This is a genomic window from Campylobacter sp. LH-2024, assembly GCF_048270605.1.
GTDB classification, from domain to species: domain Bacteria; phylum Campylobacterota; class Campylobacteria; order Campylobacterales; family Campylobacteraceae; genus Campylobacter_D; species Campylobacter_D molothri.
Genome location: NZ_CP168139.1, coordinates 600,657 through 613,430, shown reverse-complemented (window position 1 = coordinate 613,430; position 12,774 = coordinate 600,657). Strand labels below are relative to the sequence as shown.

Annotated in this window: 14 protein-coding genes and 2 pseudogenes; 8 read left to right on the top strand and 8 right to left on the bottom strand. The window is 25.6% G+C overall.

The genetic code is table 11. From position 1 onward, the window contains the following. Positions 1-6: 6 nt before the first annotated feature. The gene (locus ACD570_RS03220; RefSeq protein WP_417904397.1) at positions 7-786 is read left to right on the top strand and encodes an AAC(3) family N-acetyltransferase; all 780 of its coding nucleotides are present in this window, start codon (positions 7-9) and stop codon (positions 784-786) included. Here ACD570_RS03220 and ACD570_RS03215 read toward each other — a convergent pair. From ACD570_RS03215 to ACD570_RS03185, 7 genes are read right to left on the bottom strand one after another with little or no spacing between them, the layout of a single operon-like run. Further along, positions 783-1,535, bottom strand: a complete 753-nt coding sequence (locus tag ACD570_RS03215) for an SDR family NAD(P)-dependent oxidoreductase (protein ID WP_337196433.1) — start codon at positions 1,533-1,535, stop codon at positions 783-785. The genes ACD570_RS03220 and ACD570_RS03215 overlap by 4 nt on opposite strands. After that, positions 1,532-2,590 carry an aromatic ring-hydroxylating oxygenase subunit alpha gene (locus tag ACD570_RS03210; RefSeq protein WP_337196434.1) on the bottom strand — a complete coding sequence of 353 codons (1,059 nt, stop codon included), beginning with the start codon at positions 2,588-2,590 and terminating at the stop codon, positions 1,532-1,534. The genes ACD570_RS03215 and ACD570_RS03210 overlap by 4 nt, the downstream gene beginning before the upstream one ends. Before the next feature lie 20 nt (positions 2,591-2,610). After that, positions 2,611-3,000 carry a 3-oxoacyl-[acyl-carrier-protein] synthase III C-terminal domain-containing protein gene (locus ACD570_RS03205; protein ID WP_417904396.1) on the bottom strand — a complete coding sequence of 130 codons (390 nt, stop codon included), beginning with the start codon at positions 2,998-3,000 and terminating at the stop codon, positions 2,611-2,613. After that, entirely contained in the window at positions 2,961-3,572 is a 612-nt protein-coding gene (locus ACD570_RS03200; protein WP_417904395.1) for a hypothetical protein, read from the bottom strand. The genes ACD570_RS03205 and ACD570_RS03200 overlap by 40 nt, the downstream gene beginning before the upstream one ends. A 10-nt stretch (positions 3,573-3,582) precedes the next feature. Beyond that, a complete protein-coding gene (locus tag ACD570_RS03195; RefSeq protein WP_337196436.1) occupies positions 3,583-3,807 on the bottom strand; it encodes an acyl carrier protein in 225 nt (74 codons plus the stop codon). A 2-nt stretch (positions 3,808-3,809) separates the two neighbouring features. Beyond that, positions 3,810-4,853: a ketoacyl-ACP synthase III gene (locus ACD570_RS03190; protein ID WP_417904394.1), complete on the bottom strand. Its 1,044-nt coding sequence runs from the start codon at positions 4,851-4,853 to the stop codon at positions 3,810-3,812. Then, entirely contained in the window at positions 4,850-5,074 is a 225-nt protein-coding gene (locus ACD570_RS03185; protein WP_374263242.1) for an acyl carrier protein, read from the bottom strand. Before ACD570_RS03185 ends, ACD570_RS03190 begins: the two co-directional genes overlap by 4 nt. Positions 5,075-5,234: 160 nt before the next feature. Here ACD570_RS03185 and ACD570_RS03180 point away from each other — a divergent pair, with 160 nt between their 5' ends. The 7 genes and pseudogenes from ACD570_RS03180 (at position 5,235) to ACD570_RS03150 (ending at position 11,703) form a co-directional block, all read left to right on the top strand. After that, positions 5,235-5,456: an acyl carrier protein gene (locus tag ACD570_RS03180; RefSeq protein WP_337196439.1), complete on the top strand. Its 222-nt coding sequence runs from the start codon at positions 5,235-5,237 to the stop codon at positions 5,454-5,456. After that, the gene (locus ACD570_RS03175; RefSeq protein WP_374263238.1) at positions 5,453-6,808 is read left to right on the top strand and encodes a MaoC/PaaZ C-terminal domain-containing protein; all 1,356 of its coding nucleotides are present in this window, start codon (positions 5,453-5,455) and stop codon (positions 6,806-6,808) included. Before ACD570_RS03180 ends, ACD570_RS03175 begins: the two co-directional genes overlap by 4 nt. Then, positions 6,805-8,376: an HAD-IIIC family phosphatase gene (locus ACD570_RS03170; protein ID WP_417904393.1), complete on the top strand. Its 1,572-nt coding sequence runs from the start codon at positions 6,805-6,807 to the stop codon at positions 8,374-8,376. The genes ACD570_RS03175 and ACD570_RS03170 overlap by 4 nt, the downstream gene beginning before the upstream one ends. A 69-nt stretch (positions 8,377-8,445) precedes the next feature. Beyond that, positions 8,446-9,238 (top strand): annotated as a pseudogene (locus tag ACD570_RS03165) (AAC(3) family N-acetyltransferase). Positions 9,239-9,247: 9 nt separating this feature from the next. Beyond that, a pseudogene (locus tag ACD570_RS03160) lies at positions 9,248-10,756 on the top strand (AMP-binding protein). Continuing rightward, positions 10,746-11,489 carry a formyltransferase family protein gene (locus tag ACD570_RS03155; protein WP_417904392.1) on the top strand — a complete coding sequence of 248 codons (744 nt, stop codon included), beginning with the start codon at positions 10,746-10,748 and terminating at the stop codon, positions 11,487-11,489. The pseudogene ACD570_RS03160 and the gene ACD570_RS03155 overlap by 11 nt, the downstream one beginning before the upstream one ends. Further along, complete coding sequence (locus tag ACD570_RS03150; RefSeq protein ID WP_337197453.1) at positions 11,476-11,703, top strand: acyl carrier protein; 228 nt, start codon at positions 11,476-11,478, stop codon at positions 11,701-11,703. Before ACD570_RS03155 ends, ACD570_RS03150 begins: the two co-directional genes overlap by 14 nt. A gap of 19 nt (positions 11,704-11,722) precedes the next feature. Here ACD570_RS03150 and ACD570_RS03145 read toward each other — a convergent pair whose 3' ends face one another. Further along, positions 11,723-12,766, bottom strand: a complete 1,044-nt coding sequence (locus ACD570_RS03145; RefSeq protein WP_417904391.1) for an acyl carrier protein — start codon at positions 12,764-12,766, stop codon at positions 11,723-11,725. Positions 12,767-12,774 lie beyond the last annotated feature (8 nt).

Below are 12,774 nucleotides of genomic sequence, written 5' to 3'. Positions count from 1 at the left end.
GCTCTTATGAAAGATTTGTTCAAATATCAAGATAAAAAATATACTCAAAATGATCTCATTAAAGCTTTATGCGATTTAGGCATAAAAAAAGGTGATATTATTTGCGTTCATAACGAAATTTATAGCTTTGGGATATCACTTTTACCTATTAAAGATTTTTTAAATGCTCTTATAGAATGCTTATTTGAAACCATAGGGCAAAATGGAACTTTAATCATGCCTACTTTTACCTATAGTTTTTGCAATAATGAAGTTTACGATAAATTAAATTCAAAATGTACAGTAGGTGCTTTAGGGGAATTTTTTAGAAAACAAAATGGAGTCAAAAGAACTGATGATCCTATTTTTTCTTTTGCTATTAAAGGTGCCAAAGAAAAATTATTTTTAAACCAAGATGATCAAAAATCTTGTTTTGATGATAATTGCCTTTATGCTATTCTTGTAAAAAATAAAGGTAAAATTTTAAATTTTGGAAATAAAGACTGCTTTACTTTTGCACATTATCCTATGGAAAAAGTTGGAGTTGATTATAGATATTTTAAAGAATTTAAAGGTTTAATTATTGATGAAAAAGGGCAAAGTTATCATAAAAGTATTCAATATTATGTAAGAGAACATGATGCTTACGAAACAGATGAAAAAATCATAAAATTTTTAGAAAACAAATCCTATTTTAACAAAATAGGATTTGGTGGAACTTTTTTAAATCTGATTGATGCACAAGCATTTTATAATGATTTAATAAAGGCATATAAAGAAAATGGTCATGTTTTTAGGGCTAATTAATATAAAGCCCTACCTCCATCCATAACAATACTTTGTCCACTCATCCAAGCACTTAAAGGACTAAGCAAAAAAACGCATAAATTTGCAATATCTTCATCTTTTCCAACACCTAAAGGATATAATTTTTCAAGTTCTAAATTATAATTATCACTTCGAGTATTGGAAGCTTTATGAGTCATTTCTGTATCAATATGAGCAGGTAAAATGCTATTGATTCTAAAACCAAATTTTGCAAAATCTTTTACTAAACTAACACTTAAAGTATCAAGAGCTCCTTTTGATGCATCATAAACACTCATTGAAGATATACTCATTTTCAAAGAAGCAGAGCTAATCAAAACAGCACTTAAATTTTCAGATTTTCTTTTATCATAAAGACATTTTAATAATTCTAAACAACTAAAAAAATTTACATCAAAAACTTTTTTTGCTTCTTCTAAATCAACCATTCTTAGTGGCTTAACGCAAGAAATTCCAGAAAAATAAGCCATAGCATTGATTTTTCCATATTCTTTCACAATATCATCTATTAAATTTTTAATTCCACTTTGAAAATAAAAATCATAAATTTTATACTCTAAATTTTTACATTCTTTTTGCAATTGCTTTAAATTTTCCTCGCGTCTTGCTATAGCTATAACTTTAGCCCCAATAGAATCTAAAATTTTACATGTTTGTTTGCCTAAACCACTACTTGCACCAGTAATTAAACAAACTTTATCTTTTAAATGAAAAAAATCTTCTTTCATTCTTTTCCTTTCATTGCTTTTTCATATTGCTCATGAAAATATAAAATTCTTTTTTCTAAATTTCTAGCATAGTGAAATTTTAAATCATCCAAAAATAAACTTCCTTGTACCAAATTAGTCGCTTGAGCATCCTCATTAAAAATTGCTTTATTCATTGATATGACTTCATTAGCAAAAAGTTCTACATCATGCTTTGCTTTTGCAATATAATTTCTTGAAATAAAATGCGTTTTATTAAAAGTGTGAGGAAAATAATTTTGTATAGAATACGCATAACCAAAAGTAGAACTAATGATAGTAAATGGAAACAGATGATAAGAGAAATATTTATCTTCAAAATAATTATCTTTTAAAAAAATAGCCTGATTTCTTTTTAATTTAGAATAAATTTTTTCATTTTCAATTTTTCCACAAGTTTTAGAATTAAACCCTATAAATTTTGGACTATCTTCTAAATCTAAAATTCCTAAAGATTTAGGATGCACACAACCGACATGATAAATTTCTAAACTATTTTCTATACCAATTTTCCAATTAGAATGATAATTAATTGGAGCATTAAGACCATTAAAACGGTCGATGCTTTTACTGATTTGTTCTAATTCTTCATAAAAACCTTTAAGTTGATCTTTTAAATTATATTTTGGATTGTGGGAAAAAAAGATAAAATCTCCACAAAAATCAAGCTTAAGTTTAAAAAGATCAAATTTTTCATTTTGCTCAAACTCAGTTTTCATTGGAATAGAAAGTTTTTGATTTTTGTAAGTCCAATGATGATAAAAACATTTTATTTCTCCATTAGATTTAAAAATACTTTCATTATTTCCAAAATTTAAAAGCTTGGCACCACGATGAGGACAAAGATTATAAAAAGCGACAATATTGCCATTATCATTATAAATTACAACTTCAAAATCATAAATTTTTAAAATAATATAATCTTTATTATTTTTAATTTCTTCCTTATGGCAACCAAAAATCCAAAATTTTTTATATAAATTTTCACATTCTAACTTTTCAGTTTTAAAACTTATATAATCATTTACTTGTTTCATCTTTATCCTTTAAAATGTACTTAATCTTTATAGATCAAACTGCAAGAACAATCTAGAAATTCTAAAATACAAGTTGCTACAGAAAAACCGACTCCAAAACCCATAAACATAACATTTTCATAATCTTTATCTTTAGTATCACTAATCAATAGTGGAATTGAATTTGAACTTGTATTTCCAAAATTTTTCATATTATTTAAAAGTTTTCCCTTAACATCTAATTTTTCTTCCAAATAAGAAAGCAAAAAAGAATTAGCTTGATGAAAATATAATCTAGAAAGCTGTTCTTTTTTCAAACAAGAAAATTTAAGTATCTTTTCAAATTCCAAAGGCAAATGTTTAAGAGTAAAGTCAAAAACTTCTACACCTTTCATTTGCATATACCCCCCCCATAAGGAGCTATAATACAATCATATCCTTCGCCCAAAGTTTTAAAAGAAAAATAACTTTTACAAGCTTTATTTTCAATAGCAGTACAGCTTACACCATCACCAAAAAGAAAGGCTGTATCTCTCGCATTGCAATTTACAACTTCATTAGTTATATCGCCAGCAAAAAGCAAAATTCGATTTAAACCATTGGCAATATAATTATAAGCAATATTAAGTCCATAAACATAACCACTACAACCTAAATTTACATCAAAAGCCAAAAAGTTATCTTTTCTTAAGTTTAGTATTCCTTGCAAATAACAAGCCATAGCTGGAAAACGAAATTCATTACTTTGTGAAACAACTATAATAGCATCGATACTATCTTTATCCCAAGCGAGAATTTTTAAAGTTTCATCAGCTGCTTTTAAATATAAATCACTAATTTTTTCTTTTTCTTTATCTAAAACATATCTTTGCTCAACACCAGTTTGCTTGATAATCTTTTTTTTATCTTTTTCATCAAAATTATCTATTTGCGAATTTAAAATTTTCTTACTTGGAACAACAGAGCAAATATGTACTATTTTTCCTCGTTGAAATTTTTGCATACCTAGACTCTCAATTAATTTTAGCTAATTTTAAAACATCTGATACAGTTTTTAAATTAGCAATTTGATCTGAAGTGATATTCATTTGCAATTTTGTATCAAAAAGAGTCATTAAGCTTAAAAAAGCTAAGCTATCCCAATCTTCAAAATCAGCTAAAACACTATCTTCTTTTAATACTCCTTCATCTAGCATCAAAATTTCTTCTAAAGCACTAAACATTTCTTGCTTATTCATTATTAATTTCCTCCTTTATTAAAAATTAATTCACTTTTAAAATCAAGTTTATTAAAAAAAACAACTCCTATGGATAAACCCACGCCAAAACCAGCCATAATAACGTTAGATTTTTGATATAATTTTTCTTCAGCAAGCAAAATTGCTATAGAAGTACATGAAGTATTTCCATAAGTTTTAATATTCATTGGAAACGATTCATCCTTAATATTTAACTTATCTTTTATTTGTTCTAAAGCATAATGATTTGCTTGGTGAAGAAAAAAACTACTGATATTTTCAATTTCTAAATTTTGTATTTTTAAAAGCTTTAAAATAACACTAGGAACATTTCTATAAGTAAAATTAAAAACCTCTAAACCTTCCATTTCCATACAAGATTTGATATTGGTATTACCATCCTCATCTTGATATTCTTTAAATGATTCCTCACATATAGGATGAGCGCTTCCACCATGCGGAACAATAATAGCATTTCTTCCAGATCCATCTGTTTCAAATATAAAATCCGCCTCAAAACCTTGAGCATATTCTAAAGCTGTACAACTTGCTGCATCACTAAATAAAAAAGCTATAGATCTATTTTTAGGATAAACAAAATCATTAATAGGATCTCCAACAAAAAGTAAAATTTTATCACAAGTTTCACTCAAATGACTCATAGCTGTAAAAAGTCCATAAACATAACCTGAACATCCCATTACTACATCATAAGCAAAACAATCTTTACTTAAACCCAATTCATCTTGCAGTAAAACAGCTGTGGAAGGAAATCTATATTCATGATTTTGAGAAACTACAATCACTCCTTTAATTTCATCTTTTTTCCATCCCAAAGTTTCAATAGTTTGTAAACCTGCTTTTTTATAAAGACTCATCATAGTTTCATTATTTTCTTTATCTAAAACATAACGCTCTTTAATTCCTGAAAGACGAATAATCTTATTCTTAGTTTTTTCATCAAAATAAGCATTATCTAAATTTTGAACTTTTTTAGAAGGAAAAATTCCGCATACATAAGAAATTTTTTTATTTTTTAGTTTCATATAAATTTTCCTAACTCTAGTAAATCTTTTATTGTTTTCTTTTTTTTAATTTCCATAGGAAAAACTTCTATATTTAATCTCTTTTCAAAAAACATAGAAATTTCCAAAGCTGCTATACTATCAAAATCCGGAAAAGAATTAAGCTCTGTTTCCTCCTTTAGATTGCTCTCATTTGTCATCAAAATTTCAGCAATAGCTTTTAAAAATTCATTCTTATCCATAAAATCTCCAAATAATATATTAACAATAAACAAAATCGTCATTTATAAATAAATATTTAATTTTAATATATAAAATTATTTTATCGTAACAAATTCTACTTTTTTTGTTATAATAAATTTATTAAACATTCAAAATAAATTTGTATTAAAGGAAATATAAATGCAAAAATTTTATGAAATTTTAGAAAATATTTTAGAAACCAAAGTCGATGCAACCACTGATATAAATATGCAAAATTGCCCTGCTTGGAATTCTTTAGCTCATATTGATATTATAATGAGCTTAGAAGAAGAATTTAATATCAAATTTGATAAAGAAAAGCTTACTAAACTCAATTCACAAAAAATTCTTTTAGATGAAATACAAAAGCTAATAAAATGACTCAAATCTCTCAAAGCAATTTAGAAATTTTTTCAAAACTTAGTGGAGATTTTAATCCTATCCATCTTAATGAAGAATTTGGAAAAAATAGCTATTTTGGTGGTCAAATAGTTTATGGAATTTATCAAGTTTTTTTATTACTAGAACATTTTTTAAAAAATAAAAAAATAAAAAAAGTTATTAAAATTCAAAACCTAAAAGCTAGCTTTATAAATCCACTTTTTAAAAATTCAAAATTTAAAATTAGAAAAATTTCAGATAAAAATTTTATCAAATATGAAATCATTAGCGAAGATAAAATTTTAACTAAAATTGAATTTAAATTTTTAAATGATGAAAACCAAATTTCTTACGAAAATTTATCATTTTCAAAATACGATGCAATTTTAAATCCTAGTCAAAAAGGAGAAAATCTAAAAGAAAAACTCGTATATGATTTAAAAATTTTTAAAAAAATTTTTCCTTTATGCTCTTTATATCTTCATACTCAAAATATAGTTGTTTTACTTGCTAGCACTCGTATAGTTGGTATGAAAATCCCAGGACTTCATAGTATATATTCTAATTTAAATTTGGATTTTTCAAAGGCAAATGAAGAGCAAACATTGAGCTATAATTATGAAAAACATCACTCAATTGACTGTTTTTTAATCAATATTTTAAGCCCTTGTAAAGGAAGTATCAAAGCCTTTATTCGTCCAAAACTCGTAGAAAATTTAAATTTTGAACAACTTTCTTTAAAGTATCAAGATATTTTAAAGAATCAAAATTTTAAAGATCAAAAAGCATTGATCATAGGAGCTAGCAAAGGACTTGGTAATACTTGCACCAAAATTTTAGCATTAGGAGGAGCTAAAATTTTAGCCACTTATCATAGCAAAAAAATACAAGAAAATATTCCAAATTGTAGCTTTATAAAATATGATACTTTAAAGCCTAGTAAAATTTCTATAGAGAAAATTAAAAAATTTAATCCTACTCATATTTATTATTTTGCAACACCAAAAATTTCAGTTCAAAATAATCATTTAAATCGTGATATATTGATTCAATTTTTAGATTATTATATTTTTGGTCTTGACCAAATTTTAAATTTCACTCAGCCTTGCAGTATCACTTCTTCTTCTTCTTCTTTTGTTGAAGATTTACCTTTAGATATGAAAGAATATAGTATTGCTAAAGCAGCTATGGAAATTTATATGCAATATCTTAAAAAACAAAAAAATATAGAAATTAATATGCCAAGATTTCCAAGAGCTAAAACAAATCAAACTTTAAGCTTAATACCCCAAGATCTAAAAGAAACTGATGAACTTATAACATCAATGTTACTAAAAAAGGATATAAAATGAATCTATTCTCGCAAAATTTGAAACGTAATGAACTTATAAAATATGGCAAAGAATTAAATTTCAATAAGAGTCAAGAAATTATTATAAATATACATAGAAATCACGCTTTTGAAGGTATATCAAGCCTTATTACTCCTTTTTTGCACTTTTCAAACCTAAAAGCAAAATTTAATTTCAGTGCTTATGATGATAGTTTTAATTTTACGGGGGGGGGGATTTCCCAAAAGGCCGATTTAGAAATTCTATGGGTTGATTTAAATCGTTATAATACCAATGTAGAAGAATTTTTTAAAGAAAAAATCTTAGAATTAAAAAATATATCTTGTAATCCTATTTTATGTATTTTTCTAGGAAAAAGTATCGATTTTGAATTTTCAAATTGTCAAATTTTTAACGCAGAAAAACTCTTAAAAGATTATTTTAATCTAGAAGATATTATAGATCTTGAAAAAGAAGAATTAAGTGGCACAAAGCTAAACAATAAAGCTTTAATTTATTTAGCCCAAATTTTAGGACTTAGCATTATTCCTGCTTTGTTAAAGCCTGCCTTAAAAGCCATTATTTTAGATCTTGATAATACTTTATACGAGGGTATTTTAGGTGAAGATGGTATAGATAACCTCAAGCTAAATTCTTTACATCAAGCCTTACAAGAAAAAATAAAAACTTTCAAAAAACAAGGATTTTTACTTGCGTTAGCTTCCAAAAACGAAGAAAATGATGCTAAAAAACTTTTTGAAACAAGAAAAGATTTTATCTTAAAATGGGATGATTTTGACTTAAAAATGATTAATTGGGAGAGTAAAAGCGAAAATATTTTAAAAATAGCAAAAAAATTTAACATAGGTGTTGATGCTATGCTTTTTATTGATGACAATATTGCTGAACTTGAAAATGTTAAACATATAGGGGTAAAAACACTTTTAGCTGATGAAAATATACTTCTTAAAATAAAACTTTATCCCAATCTTCTTAAATTTCAAAATACCCAAGAAGATAAAATCCGAGCCAAAGATATAGCAGCTAATGCCTTAAGAGAGGAACTTAAAAAACTAAGCGATGAAGAATATTTCAAAAATCTTAAAATATGTTTGAAATTTAATAAAAATGATGCACAAAATATTATTCGCATTAGCGAATTACTAGGCAAAACAAACCAATTTATAGCAAATTACACACGTTTAAACTTAGAAGAAGTTAAAAATTATATGAAAAATTCACTCATCATAAATATAAGTATGAGTGATAAACTAAGCGATAGTGGTATTATAGCTATTTTTCTTTTTTCTTTAAAACAAGATAAAATATTTATAGACGATCTTTGTATATCTTGCAGAGCTTTAGGGCGCAAACTTGAAGAAAGAATGTTTTTTAAAGCTTTTGAGATGGCTATAAATTTCTTTAATATCTCAAAAAATATCCCGGTCACTCTTTATTATAAAAAAGGTGATCGAAATACTCCTTTTTTAAATTTTTTGGAAAAAATATCTCATTGCATAGAAGAACATTATGCTTTGATAAACTTTAGGGAACTCGATTTTTTAGGTTTAACAATTTCTGAAAATTAATAATCCTGTGTAAGATATTTAATATTTTTAGTTTATAATTACAATATTGATAAATACACATAAGGATAAATTATAGAATTTTTAAGAGCAAATAATATAAATTACACAAAAAAAGATTTAATTCTAACCTTAGAAAAATTAGGAATTCAAAAAGGTGATATCATCTGCATTCATACAGAACTTTTTAATTTTGGTATTCCTTTAATACCTAAAAAAGATCATCTTAGTATCTATATTGAAGCATTTTTAGAAGTCATAGGTAAAAATGGTACTTTAATTATGCCTACTTTTACTTATAGTTTTTGTAAAAATCAAATTTATGATAAATTTCATTCTAAATGCAAAGTTGGAATTTTAAATGAATTTTTTAGATTATGGGGGGGGGGTAAAAAGAACAAATGATCCTATTTTTTCTTTTGCCATCAAAGGAAAAAATCAAGAACTTTTTCTAAAAGATACAAAAAGTTGTTTTGGTCAAAATTGCGTTTATGATATGCTTTCTAAAACAAATGGGAAAATCATTCTTTTTGGATCTAAGATCAATGGATACACTTTTACACATTTTATCGAAGAAAAAGCGCAAGTACCTTATAGATATTTTAAAGAATTTCAAGGTAAAATAGTTCTTGAAAATGGTATAAATAAAAATAAAAAAATTAATTATTATGTAAGAGATTTAAATATGGATTCAGATTTAGATGTTTATAAACAAATTCAAATTCTACAACAAGATAATAATTTTAAAATAGAAAATTTTGCCAATTCAAGCATTGTAAATATAAATGCAAATAGATATTTAAGTGCAACTTTAAAAGCTTTAGAAAAAAATGCTTATTGTTTATTAACTGATTTAAAAAATTAAAGGAAAATCATGCTCACCCACATCTACAACTTTCTAGAAAAAAGCGTTGAAAATTTTAGTGAAAAAATAGCCTTTGTTGAACCTTTTGCTAAAGAAAGAAAAGAAATCACTTATAAAGAATTTGATCTTTATTCTAGAAAAGTTGCCAGTGAAATTCTAAGAAAATTAAATAATGATACTTTACCTTTACAAAAAGCCATTCTTATTATCTTACCCAAAGGAATTGATTGTTTGATTTCTTTTTTTGGTGTAGCTTTAAGTGGAAACTTTTATACACTCTTAGATGAAAAAAGTCCTAAAGAAAGAATAGAAAAAGTTATAGAAGTTTTAAAACCAAAACTTCTAATCACTTCTAAAGATTTAAATTAGATTTAAATTTACCTACTTTATATACACAAGATTTTAAAAGTTTTAATACAGATGAAAATTTAATCACTAAAGCCAAAGAAACACACATTGATACTAATTTACTTTATGTACTTTTTACAAGTGGGAGTACAGGAATTCCTAAAGGAGTAAGTATAGCTCATAAGAGTGTGATTGATTATACGTTTTGGGTGTGTGAAACTTTTGATTTTGATGAGAATGAAATTTTAGCCAATCAAGCTCCATTTTATTTTGATAATAGTGTTTTAGATATTTTTTCAAGTGTAAAAGTAGGTGCAACTTTACATATCATCCCTAATCATATTTTTGCTTTTCCTGCTAAAGTATTACAATGCTTAGAACAAGAAAAAGTAAGTACGATATTTTGGTGCCTTCAGTATTGATTTATTTTGCAAATACAGAAGCTTTAGATAATTTTTCTTCTAAACATCTCAAAAAAATACTCTTTTGTGTGGTGAAATCATGCCCAATAAGCAACTTAATATCTGGAGAAAACATTTACCTCAAAGTTTATTTGCTAATCTTTATGGTCCTACTGAAATCACTGATGTTTGCACCTACTACATCATCAATCGCCCTTTTAAAGATGATGAACTCTTACCAATTGGTAAAGCTTGTAAAAATACAGAACTTCTAGTCTTTGATGAAAATATGAATTATATAAGTACTAAAGAAATAGGTAAAAAAGGAGAATTATATATAAGAGGAACTTCTTTATCCTTAGGATATTACAATGATAAAGAAAAAACAAATAAAGCTTTTATACAAAATCCTTTACATGATAATTATTTAGATTTACTCTATAAGACAGGAGATATTGTTGCTTATAATGAATTTGAAGAATTGTTATGCTATGGAAGAGCTGATAATCAGATTAAATACATGGGTCATAGAATTGAACTAGGAGAAATAGAAAATATTATTAATTCCCATGATAAAGTAAGAAACTCTACTTGTGTTTTTAAAGAAGAGATTATTTGTTTTTATGAGAGTAAAGAAGAAATTGATTTTAGAATGTTTTTAAAAGATAAATTACCTCTTTATATGATACCTAAACATTTTAAAAGAATAGATAGTTTTAAACTTAATCAAAATGGTAAGATTGATAGGGGTTATTTGAGTGAAATTTGAAGATATTTATATTTTAGGTACAGGAAAAGTTTTAAAAATGTGTCAAAAAATAGCTGAAGATTTTTTTAATCAAAAAGTTATTTTTATCTCCGATGCTCAACTTAATTTAGATATTTTTTTTAACCAACTAAAAAATTGCCTTATTATTAGTGCTAATAATTTTTATATTTTTAAAAAACAATGCGTATTAAATAATACAATTATTAATTATCACAATGCACTATTACCAAAACACAAAGGATGTAATGCTCATCTTTGGAGCATTTGGGAAGATGATAAAGAAAGTGGAATTTCTTGGCATTTAATAGATGAAAATATTGACACAGGGGCTATATTAACCCAAAAAACAATAAAAATAGAACATGATTTTACAGCCTTTAAACTTTTACAAATTCAACATAAGCTTGCAATTGATTCTTTTATAGAGACCTTGAGAAATTTGCAAAACAATAAATTAAAATTTCAACAAAATGATGAGGGGGGGGGGTATCATAAAAAATCCGAATTACCAAATAATGGTTTTTTAAATCTTTCTTGGAGTAAAGAAAAGATTAGTCGTTTTTTAAGGGCTATGGACTGTGGTGCTTTAAGTGGACTTGCAAAACCTAAAATTAAAATTTTTGATAATAATTTAGAAATTTTATTTTACCAAATCAATAAATTTGACTTGATTTTGAATTTAAGCAATAATACGATTTTAAAAATTACAAAGGATGAAAATGCAAATTGTTAAACAATTTTTTATCAATATAGAAAGAACCGATATTGATGAAAGTATGCAAAATTTGGTTAGTGAAGATATTATTGATAGTATTGATATCATGGCTTTAGTAGCTGAAATAGAAAAATATTACAAAAAACCTTTAAAAGCTGAATTTATAACTCCTGAAAATTTTGAAAGCTTTGAAAATATTCAAAAAATGCTAGAACTTGCTATGAAAGATTAAGATAAGTCAAAAACTTATCTTAATATTCTTTTAAAGATTGAATGATTTTGTTTTTAGAGATGATAATTTGAGCTATAAAATCGACAATATTATCCCAGTCTTCTTTTTTAACATCTTTTAAAGTATAGTTTTCTTTATACTCATCCCAATTTATAGGAGCGAAAAGAGACTTTTTGTGTGGAAAATACTTTTGTCTTACCCATTCAAGAGAAGGGGTAAAATAATCTACATAAGCTTTAGCTATATCTTTTTGAACCGCAAATTTCAATCTTTTTTCTTGCGTACCTTCAAATTTTCTTCTTGCCATAAAAAGTAAAGAATTTAAATTATCTTGTTGTAAATCTTTTTTATTAAGTCTAGACATAAGCTCCATTCCTAAAAGATTAAAACTTTCATTTTTGGTCTGTTTTAAAATAAAACTCTCATCCCATTCGAGCCCCAAATGATAAACAAAATCTTTAAGTAAAGTTCCTCCAACATAATCTTCTCTCAAAAGTCTTACAATTAAATTTTCTCCTCCAAAAACTTCTGAATGAGTTTTACAAATCCATTCATAATCAAAAATATACTTTCTAGGATGATTATAAGGTGCAAAATCAGCAGAATAATACCCCATATTATTTTTATGATCTTGAGAGCAATGCGAATTTAAATATCCTAAAATATCTCTAAAATATACAATTATATAAATCTTTTTAAATCCCAACTCTCTCATAACTCTTTCTAAAATTTCAACATGTCTTTTAGTAGAAAAATCCCAAACTATGCCTTCAGCTGAAAAAATAAATTTCTTATCCTTATGTAATGCACTTTCAATTTTAAAATTCTCTATAGTTCTTAATAATCTTTCATTGCTTAAATCTTCTAAAATATTTCGGCTTAATTTTTTCTTTTTAACCAATTCCAAAACTATATCTACTAAAGCCCAGTGCCTATTTGCCACCCTAAGACTTTTTGGATAAATATAACCTTTTTCTAAAAGTTTTTCTTCATTTTGCATCAAAAAACCTTGTTTTTCTTGATTTCCTGTATTTGTAGTACCTATATGTAGATATGCTGTCATTATCTTCC